Source organism: Enterobacter sp. CPE_E890 (assembly GCF_046521475.1).
In the GTDB taxonomy this organism is placed as follows: Bacteria; Pseudomonadota; Gammaproteobacteria; order Enterobacterales; family Enterobacteriaceae; genus Enterobacter; species Enterobacter adelaidei.
On record NZ_JBKFZW010000001.1, the window covers coordinates 1,410,392 to 1,429,668 of the forward strand.

Annotated in this window: 13 protein-coding genes; 8 read left to right on the top strand and 5 right to left on the bottom strand. The window is 52.9% G+C overall.

Annotation, left to right across the window (positions count from 1 at the left end; translation table 11 throughout):
* Window positions 1–5 precede the first annotated feature (5 nt).
* The 5 genes from sdhB (at window position 6) to sucD (ending at window position 7,116) form a co-directional block, all read left to right on the top strand.
* Window positions 6–722 (top strand): succinate dehydrogenase iron-sulfur subunit SdhB, encoded by a 717-nt coding sequence (gene sdhB / locus ACLHV9_RS06990; protein ID WP_407220315.1) that lies wholly within the window; start codon window positions 6–8, stop codon window positions 720–722.
* Window positions 723–955: 233 nt separating this feature from the next.
* Window positions 956–3,763: a 2-oxoglutarate dehydrogenase E1 component gene (gene sucA / locus ACLHV9_RS06995; protein ID WP_028019436.1), complete on the top strand. Its 2,808-nt coding sequence runs from the start codon at window positions 956–958 to the stop codon at window positions 3,761–3,763.
* 14 nt (window positions 3,764–3,777) lie between these two features.
* On the top strand, window positions 3,778–4,998 hold the full coding sequence (gene odhB / locus ACLHV9_RS07000) for a 2-oxoglutarate dehydrogenase complex dihydrolipoyllysine-residue succinyltransferase (protein WP_407220316.1): 1,221 nt from the start codon (window positions 3,778–3,780) through the stop codon (window positions 4,996–4,998).
* An 82-nt stretch (window positions 4,999–5,080) separates the two neighbouring features.
* Entirely contained in the window at window positions 5,081–6,247 is a 1,167-nt protein-coding gene (gene sucC / locus ACLHV9_RS07005) for an ADP-forming succinate--CoA ligase subunit beta (protein ID WP_006809579.1), read from the top strand.
* The gene (gene sucD, locus ACLHV9_RS07010; protein WP_008501094.1) at window positions 6,247–7,116 is read left to right on the top strand and encodes a succinate--CoA ligase subunit alpha; all 870 of its coding nucleotides are present in this window, start codon (window positions 6,247–6,249) and stop codon (window positions 7,114–7,116) included. Before sucC ends, sucD begins: the two co-directional genes overlap by 1 nt.
* Before the next feature lie 83 nt (window positions 7,117–7,199).
* Here sucD and ACLHV9_RS07015 read toward each other — a convergent pair whose 3' ends face one another.
* The 4 genes from ACLHV9_RS07015 to ACLHV9_RS07030 are packed head-to-tail and all read right to left on the bottom strand — an operon-like array spanning window position 7,200 to window position 12,053.
* Window positions 7,200–7,523 carry a cupin domain-containing protein gene (locus ACLHV9_RS07015; protein WP_028019434.1) on the bottom strand — a complete coding sequence of 108 codons (324 nt, stop codon included), beginning with the start codon at window positions 7,521–7,523 and terminating at the stop codon, window positions 7,200–7,202.
* Between the two features lie 47 nt (window positions 7,524–7,570).
* Entirely contained in the window at window positions 7,571–9,505 is a 1,935-nt protein-coding gene (locus tag ACLHV9_RS07020; protein WP_407220317.1) for a heparinase II/III family protein, read from the bottom strand.
* Between the two features lie 28 nt (window positions 9,506–9,533).
* Window positions 9,534–10,766: an alginate lyase family protein gene (locus ACLHV9_RS07025; RefSeq protein ID WP_407220318.1), complete on the bottom strand. Its 1,233-nt coding sequence runs from the start codon at window positions 10,764–10,766 to the stop codon at window positions 9,534–9,536.
* Between the two features lie 30 nt (window positions 10,767–10,796).
* A complete protein-coding gene (locus tag ACLHV9_RS07030) occupies window positions 10,797–12,053 on the bottom strand; it encodes an MFS transporter (RefSeq protein WP_407220319.1) in 1,257 nt (418 codons plus the stop codon).
* Window positions 12,054–12,469: 416 nt separating this feature from the next.
* Between ACLHV9_RS07030 and ACLHV9_RS07035 the strand changes: the two genes are divergently transcribed.
* Window positions 12,470–13,225, top strand: coding sequence for an oligogalacturonate-specific porin KdgM family protein (locus ACLHV9_RS07035; RefSeq protein ID WP_407220320.1), 756 nt, complete (start codon window positions 12,470–12,472; stop codon window positions 13,223–13,225).
* A gap of 58 nt (window positions 13,226–13,283) precedes the next feature.
* On the opposite strand, the gene ACLHV9_RS07040 is transcribed toward ACLHV9_RS07035, so the two are convergent.
* Window positions 13,284–14,000 (bottom strand): GntR family transcriptional regulator, encoded by a 717-nt coding sequence (locus ACLHV9_RS07040; protein ID WP_407220321.1) that lies wholly within the window; start codon window positions 13,998–14,000, stop codon window positions 13,284–13,286.
* Between the two features lie 171 nt (window positions 14,001–14,171).
* On the opposite strand from ACLHV9_RS07040, the gene mngA reads away from it, so the two are divergent.
* Window positions 14,172–16,088 carry a PTS 2-O-a-mannosyl-D-glycerate transporter subunit IIABC gene (gene mngA / locus ACLHV9_RS07045; RefSeq protein WP_407220322.1) on the top strand — a complete coding sequence of 639 codons (1,917 nt, stop codon included), beginning with the start codon at window positions 14,172–14,174 and terminating at the stop codon, window positions 16,086–16,088.
* A gap of 22 nt (window positions 16,089–16,110) precedes the next feature.
* Window positions 16,111–18,744: a mannosylglycerate hydrolase gene (gene mngB / locus ACLHV9_RS07050; RefSeq protein ID WP_407220323.1), complete on the top strand. Its 2,634-nt coding sequence runs from the start codon at window positions 16,111–16,113 to the stop codon at window positions 18,742–18,744.
* Window positions 18,745–19,277: the final 533 nt, after the last annotated feature.

Genomic DNA, 19,277 nt, shown 5'->3' on the forward strand with positions numbered 1-19,277 from the left:
GGATAATGAAACTCGAATTCTCAGTTTATCGTTATAACCCGGATGTTGATGATGCTCCGCGTATGCAGGATTACACCCTGGAAGCGGAAGAAGGTCGTGACATGATGCTGCTGGATGCCTTAATCCAGCTGAAAGAAAAAGATCCGACGCTGTCGTTTCGTCGTTCCTGCCGTGAAGGGGTGTGTGGCTCTGACGGCGTGAACATGAACGGCAAAAATGGCCTGGCCTGCATCACGCCAATTTCCGCGTTGCAGCGTCCAGGTCAGAAAATTGTTATCCGTCCTCTGCCAGGCCTGCCGGTCGTGCGTGATTTGGTGGTGGACATGGGGCAATTCTATGCACAATATGAGAAGATTAAGCCTTACTTGTTGAATAATGGGCAAAATCCGCCCGCTCGCGAGCACTTACAGTCTCCTGAGCAGCGTGAAAAACTCGATGGGCTGTACGAGTGTATTCTCTGTGCATGTTGTTCGACGTCCTGCCCATCGTTCTGGTGGAACCCGGACAAGTTTATCGGCCCGGCGGGTCTGCTGGCTGCCTATCGCTTCCTGATCGATAGCCGCGACACCGAAACCGATAACCGTCTGGAAGGACTGAGTGACGCTTTCAGCGTATTCCGCTGCCATAGCATCATGAACTGCGTCAGTGTGTGTCCGAAGGGGCTGAACCCGACGCGCGCCATCGGCCATATTAAGTCGATGTTGTTGCAGCGCAGTGCGTAAGTAGTGAGAGGGGAGCGCTGTTCCCCTCACCCTGACCCTCTCCCGCAGGGAGAGGGAACAGATTGCAGAAACCTTTAAAAACTGCCCTGTACTACCCTGAAGTCCAGACAGTTTCTAAAGGTTCCTTCGCGGGCCAAATGAAAAGAGCTCGCAGGTGAACCCCGGCACGTACACGTGGTGTGCGTGGTAGTTTCTACGGCGAAAGTAAGCATAAAAATGCTTAAGGGATCACGATGCAGAACGGCGCAATGAAAGCCTGGCTGGACTCTTCTTACCTCTCTGGTGCCAACCAGAGCTGGATAGAACAGCTCTATGAAGACTTCTTAACCGATCCTGACTCAGTGGACGCAAACTGGCGTTCCATGTTCCAGCAGTTGCCTGGCACGGGAGTCAAACCGGATCAATTCCATTCCAAAACACGTGATTATTTCCGTCGTCTGGCGAAGGATGCCTCACGTTACTCTTCTGCGATTTCCGACCCTGACACCAATGCGAAGCAGGTTAAAGTCCTGCAACTTATCAACGCTTATCGCTTCCGTGGTCACCAGCATGCGAATCTCGACCCGCTGGGACTGTGGCAGCAAGACCGTGTGGCGGATCTCGATCCGGCGTATCACGATCTGACCGAGGCCGATTTCCAGGAAAGCTTTAACGTAGGTTCCTTTGCCATCGGCAAAGACACGATGAAGCTGGGCGATCTGATTGACGCGCTCAAGCAAACCTACTGCGGCTCCATCGGCGCGGAATACATGCACATTACCTCTACCGAAGAGAAACGCTGGATCCAGCAGCGCATCGAATCCGTAGCGGGCCACGCGACCTTCTCGGCTGACGAGAAAAAACGCTTCCTGAACGAACTGACCGCTGCCGAGGGTCTTGAGCGCTATCTGGGCGCGAAATTCCCGGGCGCAAAACGCTTCTCGCTGGAAGGCGGTGATGCGCTGGTGCCGATGCTGAAAGAGCTGATTCGTCACGCCGGCAAGAGCGGTACCCGTGAAGTGGTGCTGGGCATGGCGCACCGTGGTCGTCTGAACGTACTGGTCAACGTGCTGGGTAAAAAACCGCAGGATCTGTTCGACGAATTCGCGGGCAAACATAAAGAACACCTCGGCACCGGCGACGTGAAGTACCACATGGGCTTCTCGTCTGATATCGAAACCGAAGGTGGTCTGGTTCACCTGGCGCTGGCGTTTAACCCGTCACACCTGGAAATCGTCAGCCCGGTGGTTATCGGTTCCGTGCGTGCGCGTCTGGATCGTCTGGACGAGCCTAGCAGCAATAAAGTACTGCCAATCACCATCCACGGTGACGCAGCCGTAACAGGGCAGGGCGTGGTTCAGGAAACCCTGAACATGTCCAAAGCGCGTGGTTACGAAGTGGGCGGTACCGTTCGCATCGTGATTAACAACCAGGTGGGCTTCACCACCTCTAACCCGCTGGATGCACGTTCTACCCCGTACTGCACCGACATCGGTAAAATGGTACAGGCGCCGATCTTCCACGTTAACGCGGATGACCCGGAAGCCGTTGCTTTTGTTACCCGTCTGGCGCTGGACTTCCGTAACACCTTCAAGCGCGATGTGTTCATTGACCTCTTCTGCTACCGTCGTCACGGCCACAACGAAGCGGATGAGCCAAGTGCAACCCAGCCGCTGATGTACCAGAAAATCAAAAAACACCCGACCCCGCGCAAAATCTATGCTGACAAGCTGGAGAGCGACAAAGTGGCGACGCTGGAAGATGCGACCGAAATGGTCAACCTCTACCGCGACGCGCTGGATGCGGGTGAATGCGTGGTGAAAGAACTGCGCCCAATGAACATGCACTCCTTTACCTGGTCGCCGTACCTCAACCACGAGTGGGATGAGAGCTACCCGAACAAGGTCGAAATGAAGCGTCTGCAGGAGCTGGCTAAACGCATCAGCACTGTGCCTGACGCCATTGAGATGCAGTCTCGCGTGCAGAAAATCTACGCTGACCGTCAGTCCATGGCGGCAGGCGAGAAGCTGTTTGACTGGGGCGGCGCGGAAACCCTGGCTTACGCAACGCTGGTTGATGAGGGTATTCCTGTTCGTCTGTCCGGTGAAGATGCGGGCCGTGGCACCTTCTTCCACCGTCACGCAGTTGTTCACAACCAGTCCAATGGTTCAACCTACACTCCGCTGCAGCACGTGCACAACGGTCAGGGCCAGTTCAAGGTCTGGGACTCCGTGCTGTCTGAAGAAGCGGTGCTGGCATTCGAATACGGTTACGCCACCGCAGAACCTCGCACCCTGACTATCTGGGAAGCGCAGTTCGGTGACTTCGCCAACGGTGCGCAGGTTGTAATCGACCAGTTCATCTCCTCCGGCGAGCAGAAATGGGGCCGTATGTGTGGCCTGGTGATGCTGCTGCCGCACGGCTATGAAGGCCAGGGTCCGGAGCACTCCTCTGCGCGTCTGGAACGTTATCTGCAGCTCTGCGCTGAGCAGAATATGCAGGTCTGCGTGCCGTCCACCCCGGCTCAGGTGTACCACATGCTGCGTCGTCAGGCGCTGCGCGGTATGCGCCGTCCGCTGGTGGTGATGTCGCCGAAATCCCTGCTGCGTCATCCGCTGGCTGTGTCCAGCCTGGATGAACTGGCGAATGGCACCTTCCTGCCAGCCATCGGTGAGATTGATGAACTGGATCCGCAGGCTGTGAAGCGTGTGGTGATGTGTTCTGGTAAGGTTTATTACGACCTGCTGGAACAGCGCCGTAAGAACGATCAGAAAGATGTCGCCATCGTGCGTATCGAACAGCTTTATCCGTTCCCGCACCAGGCGGTGCAGGAAGCGCTGAAACCTTACGCTCACGTACATGATTTTGTCTGGTGCCAGGAAGAGCCGCTCAACCAGGGCGCATGGTACTGCAGCCAGCATCATTTCCGTGAAGTGATTCCATTTGGGTCAGCCCTGCGTTATGCAGGTCGCCCGGCCTCCGCCTCACCGGCGGTAGGGTATATGTCCGTTCACCAGAAGCAGCAACAAGATCTGGTCAATGACGCGCTGAACGTCGATTAATTAAAGGATACATAATGAGTAGCGTAGATATTCTTGTTCCCGACCTGCCTGAATCTGTAGCAGATGCGACCGTCGCTACCTGGCACAAAAAACCAGGCGATGCCGTTAAGCGCGATGAAGTGCTGGTAGAAATCGAAACTGACAAAGTGGTACTGGAAGTACCGGCTTCGGCGGATGGTGTTCTGGATGCTGTGCTGGAAGATGAAGGCACAACCGTAACCTCTCGTCAGATCCTGGGTCGCCTGCGCGAAGGCAACAGCGCGGGCAAAGAGTCCAGTGCGAGATCTGAAGAGAAAGCCTCTACGCCGGCTCAACGCCAGCAGGCTTCTCTGGAAGAGCAGACCAACGATGCGCTCAGCCCGGCGATCCGTCGCCTGCTGGCTGAGCACAACCTGGACGCGGCGGCCATTAAAGGCACCGGTGTGGGTGGTCGTCTGACCCGTGAAGATATCGAGAAGCACCTGGCGAAAGCGCCTGCGAAAGCAGAAGCAAAAGCCCCTGCGGCAGCGCCAGCAGCACAGCCTGCTCTGGGTGCCCGCAGCGAAAAACGTGTGCCAATGACTCGTCTGCGTAAGCGTGTGGCTGAGCGTCTGCTGGAAGCGAAAAACTCCACCGCGATGCTGACCACCTTCAACGAAGTGAACATGAAGCCAATCATGGACCTGCGTAAGCAGTACGGTGACGCGTTTGAAAAACGTCACGGTATCCGTCTGGGCTTTATGTCCTTCTACGTGAAAGCGGTGGTTGAAGCGCTGAAACGCTACCCGGAAGTGAACGCGTCCATCGACGGTGATGACGTGGTTTACCACAACTACTTCGATGTCAGCATGGCGGTATCTACTCCGCGTGGCCTGGTGACCCCAGTACTGCGTGACGTGGATACCCTGGGTATGGCTGATATCGAGAAAAATATTAAAGAGCTGGCTGTGAAAGGCCGCGACGGCAAGCTGACCGTAGATGACCTGACCGGCGGTAACTTCACCATTACCAACGGCGGTGTATTCGGTTCGCTGATGTCTACCCCAATCATTAACCCGCCGCAGAGCGCGATCCTGGGTATGCATGCCATTAAAGATCGTCCTATGGCGGTAGACGGTAAAGTTGAGATCCTGCCGATGATGTACCTGGCACTGTCTTACGATCACCGTCTGATCGATGGCCGCGAGTCCGTGGGCTTCCTGGTGGCGATTAAAGAGCTGCTGGAAGATCCAACGCGTCTGCTGCTCGACGTCTAGTTTGCAGTCTTGCCCGGCGGCATATAGCTGCCGGGCCTATAAAAGCACGACCTAACGATTACCTGAAGGATGGATAGAACACATGAACTTACATGAATATCAGGCCAAACAGCTGTTTGCCCGGTATGGCTTACCGGCTCCGGTGGGTTATGCCTGTACTACCCCGCGTGAAGCAGAAGAAGCCGCATCTAAAATCGGTTCCGGCCCTTGGGTAGTTAAGTGTCAGGTTCACGCTGGTGGCCGTGGTAAAGCGGGCGGTGTGAAGGTTGTTAAGAGCAAAGAAGAGATTCGTGCGTTTGCTGAACATTGGCTCGGCAAGCGTCTGGTGACCTACCAGACAGATGCGAACGGCCAGCCGGTTAACCAGATCCTGGTAGAAGCCGCGACCGACATCGCGAAAGAACTGTACCTGGGTGCGGTTGTTGACCGTAGTTCCCGTCGCGTGGTGTTCATGGCGTCTACCGAAGGCGGCGTGGAAATCGAAAAAGTGGCAGAAGAAACCCCTCATCTGATCCACAAAGTGGCTATCGATCCGCTGGCAGGCCCAATGCCTTACCAGGGTCGTGAGCTGGCGTTCAAACTGGGTCTGGAAGGTAAACTGGTTCAACAGTTCACCAAGATCTTCATGGGTCTGGCGACCATCTTCCTGGAGCGCGACCTGGCGCTGATCGAGATCAACCCGCTGGTGATCACCACTCAGGGCGATCTGATCTGTCTCGACGGTAAACTGGGCGCTGACGGCAACGCACTGTTCCGCCAGCCGGATCTGCGCGAAATGCGTGACCAGTCTCAGGAAGACCCGCGTGAAGCGCAGGCTGCACAGTGGGAACTAAACTACGTGGCGCTGGATGGCAACATCGGCTGCATGGTTAACGGTGCGGGCCTGGCAATGGGTACCATGGACATCGTTAAGCTGCACGGCGGTGAGCCAGCAAACTTCCTCGACGTAGGCGGTGGCGCAACCAAAGAGCGCGTAACCGAAGCGTTCAAAATCATCCTGTCTGACGACAACGTGAAGGCCGTTCTGGTTAACATCTTCGGCGGTATCGTGCGTTGTGACCTGATCGCCGACGGTATCATCGGCGCAGTGGAAGAAGTGGGTGTTAACGTTCCGGTAGTTGTGCGTCTGGAAGGTAACAACGCTGAACTCGGCGCGAAAAAACTGGCTGACAGCGGCCTGAATATTATTGCAGCGAAAAGTCTGACGGATGCAGCTCAGCAGGTTGTTGCCGCAGTGGAGGGGAAATAATGTCCGTTTTAATTAATAAAGATACCAAGGTTATCTGCCAGGGCTTCACCGGTAGCCAGGGGACTTTCCACTCCGAACAGGCGATTGCCTACGGTACGCAGATGGTTGGCGGCGTAACGCCAGGTAAAGGCGGCACCACGCATCTGGGTCTGCCGGTGTTTAACACCGTGCGTGAAGCCGTAGAAGCCACTGGCGCAACCGCGACCGTGATCTACGTTCCGGCACCGTTCTGCAAAGATTCCATCCTGGAAGCGATCGATGCAGGTATTAAACTGATCATCACCATCACTGAAGGCATCCCGACGCTGGATATGCTGACCGTGAAGGTTAAGCTGGATGAAGCTGGCGTGCGTATGATCGGCCCGAACTGCCCAGGCGTTATCACTCCAGGCGAATGCAAAATCGGTATCATGCCGGGCCACATTCACAAGCCGGGCAAAGTGGGTATCGTTTCCCGCTCCGGTACGCTGACCTATGAAGCGGTCAAACAGACCACCGATTACGGCTTCGGCCAGTCCACCTGTGTGGGCATCGGCGGTGACCCGATCCCGGGCTCTAACTTCATCGACATCCTGAAGCTGTTCCAGGAAGATCCACAGACCGAAGCGATCGTGATGATCGGTGAGATCGGTGGTAGCGCTGAAGAAGAAGCGGCTGCTTACATCAAAGAACACGTGACCAAGCCAGTTGTCGGTTACATCGCGGGTGTGACTGCGCCGAAAGGCAAGCGTATGGGTCACGCAGGTGCGATTATCGCGGGTGGTAAAGGTACGGCTGATGAGAAATTCGCAGCGCTGGAAGCCGCAGGCGTGAAAACCGTTCGCAGCCTGGCGGATATCGGCGAAGCACTGAAATCCATCATTAAGTAAATCCTCTCTGCTCTCTGCAAGGAGAGCGTTGAAATAAAAAATGTCCGTTTCGACATGGTTGGCCGCTGTAAAGCGGCCTTTTTTTATTGCAGAAAATCCTCACGTATCGGCGTAAAGGTATCCAGCAGGGTTCCCGCCTTGTGACAGACGCAGCCGTGCATAACATTGGGTTGTTTGTACAGCGTATCGCCTGCTCTGACGGTATGCGTTTCGTCGCCAATGGTAAATTCAAACTCACCGGAGAGAACATACGTCAACTGCTCGTGGGGATGGCTGTGCATGGGGCCGATGGCACCCTGCGCGAAATGTACTTCAACCGCCATCATATTGCCGGCATGGGCGAGGATCCGGCGGGTTACGCCATTCCCAGCCTCTTCCAGCTGGGTCTGATTATGAAAAACAAACATCGTATTACCTCAGTTGTATAGTGAATGAGTGACTTCTGACCGCGCTGTCAGAGGCGGTATGTGCGGTTTAACGTCATGTCAATCACGGTTATTGTATCGTCGCTCTTCACGATATCGACTTTCCCGGTGCCCGTGAAATCTGTGACAAACACGAAGGAAATGCGCTTATCTCGGCTGCGTAATAGCAGGTAGTCGATCGTTGATGTCGAAGGGTTATTCGGTCCATGAGCTTTGATTAACGCCGTATTGTTGGTCGAAAAGCAGGTGACAGAAACCGGGGCGTCGGCCTGGTAGTGAACCTCCATTTTACCCTTCAGCGGCTGTTCAGTTGCCTGCTTAACGTAGGGGTAGCAGATCCGGACGCCATTCTGTGGCGCCGTCGGTGTTGTTGAGGCGTTGATGTGGTAAACCGCATCGACGCACTGGTAGTGAGGATTATCGACGTCCCATTTATCAATCAGCAGGTTTTCCGTCACGACGATGCTACGGCGAAAAACGATATCCCGGTAGGACTCATCATCCCACTCCACGCGAGTTTTGCTGTCGGGTAACACAGCGGCGCTGCACCAGTCCACTTCGGCGATCAGCCGCGATTCTCCCTCCTGCTGCTGGTAATCGAGAACCCTGGGTAGTGCAGGGGGCTGGTTGAGTCCGTTGACGCACAGCGTATTGTGCGAAAACGTATTTTTGTAGTAGCCATAGTGCAGCGGTGCGCCATAGCCGGTTGTGCCCAGATCGGGGAACAGCGCGCTGTAGTTATTGAAGACGATAAGGTTGAGTCTGTCGTAGTGATCGTGCTCGCCGCCGTAGGGGCCATGTTTAATGCATACGGCGCGGCCTGGCGCGTTGCGGATTATCGTAAATCCGGCGTCAGGATTATGCTCATTACCTTCCGGGGCGCTTAACGCCTGCGTCGTCAGCGGTTGCCCATAGAAAAGGGCATCAATGTTGTCGCGCGGTCCAGCGGTGTATAGCCAGGCTAACAGCTCGCCATATTGCGGGTTGCCATAATAGTTGAACGCAAATTCATAGATATCGGCGTGGCCGAGTCTCTCCTGGCCGTTCACGCAGTCGTTCACCTTAGGCAGGGTCATATTCGGCATCAGCAGCGTCAATGGCAGCGACAGCATGTTCGTATACCAGGGCTTATCCAGCAGGCTGAACGGACCATGTTGGGCGAATTTCTCAAAGCCCATGAACGCCTCAAGCGCGTAATAGTGGTAATGCAGCGAACCTTCGAACCATAAGCCGCCGGGCAGCAGGGCATGTTCCAGCTGATACCGCAGGCCGTAAGGGCTGTTAACGGCAAACGTCAGATAGCGATCGTCGTCGAGAATCGCGCCGATAATGCCGATGGTCGCGCTGATCTTCACCTCGTGGTTGTGGATTTGATTGCTACGGTGCTGCATCAGAAAATCGGCTCCGCTGCGCAGCAGGCGTCGGGAAATATACTCATACTGTTCTGTCGTCAGCGCGGCGCTGACGATATCGAATCCACGGGCAAAATCGGCATGACAGTTGGCTTCACACAGCGTCTGCGCGTTGGCTTTACCGGGACCGTTATAAGGAATACCGCCGTGTTCTTCGTAGTCAGGGTAGTATTTTGCGTACTGCATCAGGATATCGGTAATTTTATTGAGGTATTTATTATCGTCCGTTAGCAGCCAGAGGATGCCCAGCTCATAGCACGCTTTAGCATTGAGCCCGTTAAGCCAGCGCCACCAGGCACCATAGTAAGGTTCACCGGTAAAGACGGCTCCATCAACCGGGCAACGGTGCTTATTGGGCGATTTCCGGTCCCAGAACAGCCGCACGCTGTGTTCCGGGCAGTAAAAATAGTGGTTCCAGGTGGCGCAGCCCGTTTGCGGAACCAGCGTGTCGTGGTTAAGGACGTCGCGGTTGTTTTCCTCCAGGCGGCGAAGGATCTCCGGCGTTACCCGGGCTTTTGCAGCGGCAATCTGTGCTTCTGTAAACTGTTTCATTATCTACCTGTATGCGTTGACGTGGCGCTTACTTCACCAATACAGAGCCCGGGGTCAGGATGTTGATATCGGTGTCATTTGCCTGCGTCAATAGCGCGGCATTTTTGCTGAAGTCATTGTCTTTCCAGACTCTCGCTGCGGCGAGTAACGGACCAGTAGCCTCTTCAGGGTTGTATTTTATTTCCTGATACGGCCAGTCGCTGGCGTCTTTGCCGGTTTGCTGGCTGACGAAGGAAAAGGCTTTTTTCATGGTTCGCCCATCCAGTGCATAATTCCAGACATCATCACCTGTTATTTCACCGTAGCGCCCCATTCTGGCGTAGGCTGCCAGAGCAAAATTGGTGTAATGGAAGGAGCGAGTTCGTTCAAGCTCGGCCGGTAGTTCGCCTTTGACGTTCATCTGAGCAGCAAGGTGGCGATTTTTGAAAATATCGATTTGCCGACGAGCCTGTTTGACGTCACCGGAGAACAACGAAAAGGCGGTAACCTGCGCGTCATACCAGGCGCCGTGATTGTTATACCAGTTTCCCTCTTCCTGGCCGTTAGCGCTGGATAACAGCCATGTGGCATAGTCCGAATACCAGCTTTTGTAACCCTGAACCGCTTTATCCGAGAGGAAGCCCGCATGTTGCAGCAGGATGATGCTGTCAGCGACGTCGATCAATACGCGCGTATCAATAATGCCAATCCCCCGGCCATTCACTATGCCCGGAATTGCCTGGGCGTAACTGAGGTCAGGATTCATTCGGGTTTGCTTGTTCAGAAACCAGGTGTCCAACATGATTTCTGCTTTTTGCGCATAGCGGGCCTCTGCGCTATAAAATGCGGCCAGTGAGAGCGCTCGGACGTCGTCAGAGAACTGCACCAGGCGTTTGCTGTCCGTATCGTCTGTCTTGGATGACGGGTTTATCTGGCCGTCTTTACGAATCCAGGGAAGATGGTCTTTGGTATCCGGGTTTGGCCACCAGTAGGGACCAAAACTGTAATAGTCATGCTTATTCCCGGACGCCGGTAACAATTTTTTATCGGTCACACTCCAGGGTTTATGTTCCAGCGCCTGGTCTGCTTTCTGCAGCAGATTTTTCCAGGTGGGAGCGTAGGTTTGATCTCCGCGCTGAATACTTTCTTTTATCTCAAGCATCTGCCTGCAATCGTACGTCAGGCAGTCGTCATTCGAGCCCTGAGGCAGTGTATTCCCACTCGCTGCTAACGCGGAGGTTGAGAACAGCGCGCTGATAAACGCAATGTTGCGATAATTCATCGGTATATTCCTTACATTTATACCCGTCATTCAGGCGATTACCGGTGTGACTTTTTCAGAAGGGAGCTTAATCAGCATCCACAGGAACAGGGCGCCAATCAAATCGAAAACGCCCAGACCGATAAAGAAGATGTCGTAACCCACAACAGCGACCATCGCGCCAAGGAAAATACTGAACAGGAAGTTCCCCATGCTGCCGGTGAAGGCGGCGAAACCGGTCGCTGTGGCGACTTTTTGTCTTGGGAACAGGTCGGATGACATGCTGATCACCGTAACGGACAGACACTGATGGGCGAACCCGGCAATACAGAACAGCGCAATGGCCACATAGACATTACTGACGAAACCAACGCCAGCCATCGACAGCATCAGCAGGGCGGCAAACGTAAAAGTGATGCGTTTGGCGTTAACAATATGCACGCCGCGGTTATTCAGAAACTTCGAAATGTAACCCGCAGCCAGACAACCCAGGTCAGCGGTCAGGAAGGGGAGCCAGGCAAACATGGCGATTTCTTTCATGTTCATGTGGCGCACCGTCACCAGGTAGAGCGGCATCCAGTAGTGCAGCGTCCCCCATGCCGGATCGGCCATAAAACGCGGTAAGGAGATGGCCCACAAGCTTTTATCCTTGATCATGGACATCAGGGAGGCTTTCTCTTTAACCACTTCTATTTGATCGGCCATGACCTCTTCGTACTCTTCCTTCAGCAGCGCAGGATGCGACTCCGGGGAGCGATAAAGCACCGCCCACAGAATGGCCCAAACAACGCCGATGGCGCCGGTGACAACAAAAGACATTTCCCAGTTGTAGTTAACAATCGCCCAGACAACCAGTGGCGGGGCCAGCATGGCACCGACGGAGGTACCGAGGCTGTAAACGCCGCAGGCTAAGCCGCGCTCCTTTGCCGGAAACCACTCGGCGGTGACTTTCATACCCGCAGGGTTGAAGGCGGCTTCGGTCAGGCCCAGGCCCCCGCGCAATGCGGCAATGGGGAACCATGTGCTAAATAATGCCGTCAGCATGTTGCACAAAGACCACAGCGCGGCCAGTACAGCAAAACTGACTCGCAAGCCGAATTTATCGATCACAAAACCGCAGGCGATCCCGCCGATGGCATAGGTGAATGGAAAGACCGACACAATCCATGAGTATTGCTCGCTGGAGAGATTCAGCGTTTTCATCATTTCTGGTGCTGCGACGCCGAGCGTGCTCCTGGCTAAGTAGTTGATAATCGTACCTAACATGACGAGTGAGATAATGTACCAGCGCAGTTTTTTGATCTTCACAACATTCACCTTGTCCGTTGATAATTAGCTTTAGTTAAAGTAAAACAATGTTTCATTTCATTTTATGGACTGGTGATGGAGGTGTTTATGATCTTGATCTCAGTTTTGAAACAATATTTCATTTTGTTTGGTTTAGGTGATTGGAAGAGGGTTCTGTTTGTTTTTGTTAACTGTTTTATAAGTCGCTAAAACTTAAATTTATTTTGTGAATAATTCGTGGGAGGTTTTTATTTTACACTTTCAATTATTAAAACTGTGTTTTGATAATTTTTATGAGCACGATCTTGTTTGTGAAACAATGTTCGTGATTTTAATTCGTAGATAAATATGATTCTCGAAAATTGCGGGTTGATGGCTGTTGATTTTATTTGTTTATGGCAATGAGTTTTCTTTTCTTAAAAGGATGAAGGTCTGTTATGCAAAAAAATCCATTACGTTTTCTGATTCTCTTCGCCGCCGGGCTGCCGCTGGCGAGCCATGCGCTAACGTTTGATGTCCGGGGCGGCTATAAAACCGGGAGCCACTCCTATGAGTCGCGGTATAAGATCAGTGAGAGCTGGGCTAACGGCTGGTGGGCAAGCGCGGAGATGGATAATAAAAACAATAAAAATAACGGAAAGGGTACAAATGGTTCCGATAAGTCCGACAGTGCTCACTCTTTTGGTGACAGCACAACTGACTATAACGAGATAGAGACTAATTATACCTGGCGGTTTGCCGATAAGTGGAATCTACAACCCGGGGGGATTTACCACTGGAGCAGTAAAGGTACTCAGATTCGTCCCTATATCAGGGTCAACTATCTACCCGGAGCTGACTGGAGTCTCGGTTTGCGTTACCGATACGATTATAATACTTATGAGACTGTTAACGATGAGGGAGAGTCACATCGCGACAGCGTTAATCGTCTCGACATCTTTATGGGTTATAAATTTAATCGCGAATGGAGTTTCTTATATCAGGGCACAGCATATAAGCATGCCAATGAGGATTACACCTATAAAAATAATAAAACCTGGGCAACTGAGAATGCATTTACACTGCGGTATAAGTGGAACGAATGGTTTAGTCCCTATGTTGAATACGACTATTTAGATCAGCAGGGCTACTACGAAGGTGAGGATAATGTCTCTGAGTCGCGCTATCGCATTGGTATGACGTTTACGCTTTAAACGCGATTATTACCCTGAAAACCCGGTTTAGCACCGGGTTTTTGTCATTCATGTACGTTTAGTGTCTACGTTTCGCTACTAGCGTAAATTTGTAGTCATCACTTTTGAAGGTATTACGGCTGTATTCAAATACGCGTCCATCACTGAGATAGCCGCGGGAGATTTTTTCGAGGACAGGTTTTGCCGCATCGATCCCCAGTGCATTCACGACCTCGGCAGAGGGCATCACGGGAATGACCTCCTGCTCACTGCGGTCGATAACCATCTTTTTAATCTTTTCGATGTAATGATATTTGGAGTTTTCCATCACGGCCCAGGTGAGGTCGTCGAACATCGCCAGCGGCATCCATGTCTCTTCCAGATTCACAGGTTTTTGCTTAATAAAACGCACGCGTTTGATATGCCAGACGTTGTCATCAGGGCGAATGTTCAGCTTTTCCGCGAGTTTCTCATCCGCTTTGATCACTTCGAATGTTTTGACGTCGCTATGGGTATCAACATTTCGATCCGCCAGTTTTTCGTAAAAGCCGGTGAGTTGATAAATGTCGTAATTAACGCGCTCCTCTTTGACGTAGGAGCCGCTGCCCTGAATGCTCTCGATAATGTGCTCTTCGGTGAGTAGCTTTAGCGCCTGTCTCACCGTTACCCGACTCACGCTAAAGGCGTCCTGCAGACTGGATTCCGTTGGTAACGCATCACCAGGTTTTAACTCACCGGCGTTGATTTGCTCGCGAAGCGCATCGGCTATCTGTCGGTACATCGGTTTGTTGCCCATATCATCTGCCTTTCTAATACCTTTTAACGGAATTATGCCCTCAGATTAAAATTTGTAAACAATACAAATTAAATACAAATAATGTTTTTTAGGTGAAAGTGATCACATAAATGTATTGTTTTGTCTGCCACACTCGATCCCGAACAATAACCATTGAGTGTGAGGATCTTTATGGACCTGACGACCCTGACCCACCCCAGCGCAGTCTGCGTGCTGGCGCGGTATACCAGCCGTGATGAGGCAATACGCCAGCTCACTCAGCGGCTGGTGGCACTGGGCAAAATTGCGGACGGCGAGACATTTTTGACCGACGTCTTTCACCGGGAATCACTTGGCCCTACCGCGCTGGGAGAAGGCCTTGCGGTACCGCATGGCAAATCTGGCGCAGTGAAAGACGCCGCTTTTGCGGTGGCAACATTACGGGAGCCGCTGGCCTGGGAAGGCGTTGATGGCCCGGAAAACGTCGAGCTGATTGTCCTGCTCGCCATTCCCCCGGCTGAGGCGGGCTCAACGCATATTCAGGTGTTAACGGAGCTGACGTCTCGCCTGGCGGATGATGCCCTCCGGGCGCGGGTGATGGCGGCAACCACGGCAGAAGCGCTGCTTGCCGCGTTAAATGATGCGCCAAGGGATGAAGACGTTATCGCGTCAGAAGATGCGCCCACTGTTGTCTGTGTGACGGCGTGTCCGGCCGGGATTGCGCATACCTACATGGCTGCTGAGTACCTTGAAAAAGCCGGGCGCAAACTCGGCGTGAACGTGGTGGTTGAAAAACAGGGGGCGAACGGCATTGAAGGACGCCTTACCCCTGAGCAACTGCAGGAGGCTCGCGCCTGTATTTTTGCGGCAGAGGTGGCTATCAAGGAAAGTGAGCGTTTTCAGGGGATTCCCTCGCTATCAGTGCCTGTCGCGGAACCGCTGCGATATGCTGAGGCGTTGATTGAGCGCGCGCTCGCATTACAGCCCTCACCGGTGGCGCGCCCTGTGCAAACAGAAACCGAGGCGAGAAAGAGCGTTAAAACAGAACTCAAGCAGGCGCTTCTCAGCGGGATCTCCTTTGCAGTGCCGCTTATTGTTGCCGGGGGCACTGTGCTGGCCGTCGCAGTGTTACTGGCGCAGATCTTTGGACTGCAGCATCTGTTCGATCAGGAAAATTCGTGGCTGTGGATGTACCGCAAACTTGGCGGCGGCATGCTCGGCATTTTGATGGTGCCTGTGCTGGCAGCCTACACCGCGTACTCGCTTGCGGATAAACCCGCGCTGGCTCCAGGCTTCGCTGCCGGTCTTGCTGCCAACATGATCGGTTCAGGTTTTTTGGGGGCGATCGCAGGTGGTTTGATTGCGGGTTATCTGATGCGTTGGGTGAAGAACCATATTCGTCTCAATAATCGCTACAACGGTTTCTTAACCTATTACCTCTACCCGGTTCTCGGTGTGCTGGGCGCGGGCAGCCTGATGCTGTTTGTGATTGGCGAGCCGGTGGCATGGCTGAACAACTCTCTGACGGCCTGGCTTAACGGTCTATCCGGCACCAATGCGCTATTGCTCGGTACGCTCCTCGGTTTTATGTGTTCGTTCGATCTGGGCGGGCCTGTCAATAAAGCAGCGTACGCATTCTGTCTGGGGGCAATGGCCAACGGTGTATATGGCCCTTACGCCATTTTTGCCTCTGTAAAAATGGTATCGGCCTTTACCGTCACGGCGTCAACGATGCTGGCCCCGCACCTCTTCAAACAGTTTGAAATCGAAACCGGTAAATCAACGTGGCTTCTCGGGCTGGCGGGTATCACAGAAGGGGCGATCCCAATGGCGATTGAAGATCCTGTCCGGGTTATTGGTTCGTTTGTGCTTGGATCGATGGCAACGGGCGCAATAGTGGGTGCGATGGGGATCGGGTTGTCTACGCCAGGGGCGGGTATTTTCTCCCTCTTTTTACTTCATGACGCAGGGCTGGGTGGTGTGGTCGCTGCGGCAGGCTGGTTCGCTGCGGCATTGGCAGGTACCACCCTCTCTACGCTCGTTTTGCTGTTCTGGCGACGTCAGGCCGTCAGAAAGGGCAAATACATGACAGAAGACGTTACGCCTTAAAACTCACTAACAGGAAACGAAGATGAAAGCTGTATCTCGCGTTCATATTACGCCGCATATGCACTGGGACCGTGAGTGGTACTTCACCACCGAGGAGTCGCGTATTCTTCTGGTCAATAATATGGAAGAGATCCTGACCCGCCTCGAGCAGGATGACGAATATAAATATTATGTCCTTGATGGGCAGACGGCGGTACTGGAGGATTATTTTGCCGTGGTGCCTGAAAACCGGCCACGGGTGAAGGCGCTGGTCGAGCGTGGAAAGCTGATTATCGGTCCGTGGTATACCCAGACCGATACCACGATTGTCAGCGGTGAGTCGATTGTCCGTAACCTGATGTACGGCATTCGCGACTGTATGGCGTTCGGCGAGCCGATGAAAATCGGTTATCTGCCGGACTCGTTTGGTATGTCCGGGCAACTTCCGCATATCTACAACGGGTTTGGCATCACCCGTGCCCTGTTCTGGCGTGGGTGTTCTGAACGTCACGGAACCGATAAAACCGAGTTTTTATGGCAGAGTACAGACGGCAGTGAAGTGACGACACAGGTGCTGCCGTTGGGCTACGCGATTGGTAAGTACTTACCGGAGGACGAAGCCGGGCTGCGAAAACGGCTCGACAGCTATTTTGACGTGCTGGAAAACGCCTCCGTCACCAAAGAGATTTTGCTGCCTAACGGTCACGACCAGATGCCATTACAGCAGAATATTTTTGCGGTGATGGATAAGCTTCGTGAAATCTATCCGCAGCGTCAATTTGTAATGAGTCGGTTTGAGGACGTCTTTGAACATATTGAGGCACGCCGAGGGGAGTTGGCGACGCTGAAAGGGGAGTTTATTGACGGGAAATACATGCGCGTGCACCGGACAATCGGCTCGACACGCATGGACATCAAAATCGCCCATGCGCGCATTGAGAACAAAATCGTCAACATCCTTGAGCCGCTGGCGACGCTCGCCTGGACGCTGGGCTTCGACTATCACCACGGTTTACTGGAAAAAATGTGGAAAGAGATCCTCAAAAACCACGCTCACGATAGCATCGGCTGCTGCTGCAGCGACAAGGTGCATCGAGAGATTGTCTCCCGGTTCGAACTGGCCGAAGACATGGCCGATAATCTGTCGCGTTTCTATATGCGCAAGATTGTCGACAACATGCCGCAAAGTGATACCGATAAGCTGGTCATGTTCAACCTGATGCCCTGGCCGCGTGAAGAGGTGATGAACACCACGATACGTCTGCGCGCGAGCCAGTTCCGTCTGCTTGATGAGAAAGGCAACGAGATACCATATTTCATCAGTAGTTCACGTGAACTCGACCCAGGTCTTATTGACCGGCAGATTGTCCATTATGGTAATTACGAACCGTTTATGGAGTTTGATATCCAGTTGAATCAAATCCTGCCGTCGATGGGGTACCGAACGCTGCTTATCGAACCTAACGTAGCAGGGAAGGTGCTCTCTCCGCTGGAAAACACCGAGTCCCTACTTGAAAACGCCTTCTGGCAGATTGACTTAAATGACGACGGTACGCTGCGCCTGCGCGACAAAGAAACCGGGCTTATTTATGACCGCGTACTGGAAATCGAAGAGAGCTCTGATGATGGCGATGAATACGACTACTCGCCTTCTCGGGAAGAGTGGAGACTCACTTCAGCACAGGGCGAGCACGAAGTTGAGGTGGTGCATGAGGGTTGGCGGAGCAGGGCGATAATCCATCATCGGCTCGCCGTTCCGGCAAATCTGGCCGAGCGTTCGGCGCGTCAGCGAAAGGGGTCTCTTGACGTAGCGTTTGAAGTCACTCTCACGCACAACAGCAGGCGCATTGATGTTGACATGCGTCTGGATAATCAGGCAGATGATCACCGTGTACGGGTGCTCATCCCTACGCCATTTACCACGCAAGAGGTGCTGTCTGATACGCAGTTTGGTTCCATCACCCGCCCGGTACAGGACCCGGCGATGGAAAACTGGCAGGAAGAGGGCTGGAAAGAAGCGCCGGTGCCCGTCTGGAATCTACTGAACTACGCCGTTCTTCGGGAAGGGCGAAACGGACTTGCGCTGTTCACTGAGGGTCTGCGCGAATTTGAGGTGGTGGGTGAGAACAAAAAAGCCTTTGCCTTGACCCTACTGCGCGGCGTGGGATTACTCGGCAAGGAGGATCTGTTGTTGCGGCCAGGCAGACCGTCGGGGATCAAACTGCCCGTTCCTGACTCTCAGGTGCGCGGCCGGTTAACCTGTCGTTTTAGTCTGTTCAGTTTCAGTGGAACGCCGGAAAACGCGGGTGTCGCGCAGCAGGCCAAATCGTGGTTAACGCCCGTGCAGTGCTACAACAAAATTCCCTGGGATGCGATGAAACTGAATTGTTCGTCGTTTACCACGCCGGAAAGTTACAGTCTGTTAGCTCTTTCGCCCACGGGATGCGTGCTCAGTGCCCTCAAGAAGGCGGAAGATCGGGACGAGCTTATTCTTCGCCTGTTCAACCCTTCGGCGTTCAGCGCATGTGACACGACGTTATCCGTGAACCCGACGGTGAAACGGTGCTGCGAGACGGATATGAATGAACGGATAACGGGCAGGGAAGAGGAGCAGGGCATTGTGGGGGCGTTTAGACCTGGGGAGTCGCGCACTTTTAGCTTCCTTATCGACCGATAGCGGTGATGCCTGAAAAGGCCACAGGTAATGTGGCCTTTTACACTAAATAGTTACGACGCGGTGTTAACTTATGGGGTAATAAAAGTGAATTAAATGTAATTTTGCGGTATTGCAGAAGAAAAATGGAAAAATAATTAGGGAAGACTATCCTTTAGTGTTTGCCTCTTTGTGAAATGGCATTGTTCCGCTGCGTTAATTAAAATCACTTCTGTTCATATTTTTTCCCGTCTTCGATAACCAATTACACTTTTGAATGCACATGTCATTAACAAGAATTTCACCATTCTTACCATGATTAAACATGGTTAACATTGAAGTTTGTTTTTGATTTAAATCAAAGTTTAATCCTTGGAAAAAGACGATGAAAAGCGCTAAATTGTCCCCGATCAAAATGGCCGAAAAGTGGTAATTTTGCTATAAATTGATCACCGTCGAAAAACGTAAATGTGATTCAATAAAAACCTGTTTATTGTAAGGGTTTTGCAGCGTATTATATTTGCGGGATCAATTTGAGTTTTTTATTAACGTATTTG

Excerpts from the sequence above, each read along its gene's own strand:
- sdhB (WP_407220315.1), top strand. The coding sequence starts at position 6 with ATGAAACTCGAATTCTCAGTTTATCGTTATAACCCGGATGTTGATGAT.
- sucA (WP_028019436.1), top strand. The coding sequence starts at position 956 with ATGCAGAACGGCGCAATGAAAGCCTGGCTGGACTCTTCTTACCTCTCT.
- odhB (WP_407220316.1), top strand. The coding sequence starts at position 3,778 with ATGAGTAGCGTAGATATTCTTGTTCCCGACCTGCCTGAATCTGTAGCA.
- sucC (WP_006809579.1), top strand. The coding sequence starts at position 5,081 with ATGAACTTACATGAATATCAGGCCAAACAGCTGTTTGCCCGGTATGGC.
- sucD (WP_008501094.1), top strand. The coding sequence starts at position 6,247 with ATGTCCGTTTTAATTAATAAAGATACCAAGGTTATCTGCCAGGGCTTC.
- ACLHV9_RS07015 (WP_028019434.1), bottom strand. The coding sequence starts at position 7,523 with ATGTTTGTTTTTCATAATCAGACCCAGCTGGAAGAGGCTGGGAATGGC.
- ACLHV9_RS07020 (WP_407220317.1), bottom strand. The coding sequence starts at position 9,505 with ATGAAACAGTTTACAGAAGCACAGATTGCCGCTGCAAAAGCCCGGGTA.
- ACLHV9_RS07025 (WP_407220318.1), bottom strand. The coding sequence starts at position 10,766 with ATGAATTATCGCAACATTGCGTTTATCAGCGCGCTGTTCTCAACCTCC.
- ACLHV9_RS07035 (WP_407220320.1), top strand. The coding sequence starts at position 12,470 with ATGCAAAAAAATCCATTACGTTTTCTGATTCTCTTCGCCGCCGGGCTG.
- ACLHV9_RS07040 (WP_407220321.1), bottom strand. The coding sequence starts at position 14,000 with ATGGGCAACAAACCGATGTACCGACAGATAGCCGATGCGCTTCGCGAG.
- mngA (WP_407220322.1), top strand. The coding sequence starts at position 14,172 with ATGGACCTGACGACCCTGACCCACCCCAGCGCAGTCTGCGTGCTGGCG.
- mngB (WP_407220323.1), top strand. The coding sequence starts at position 16,111 with ATGAAAGCTGTATCTCGCGTTCATATTACGCCGCATATGCACTGGGAC.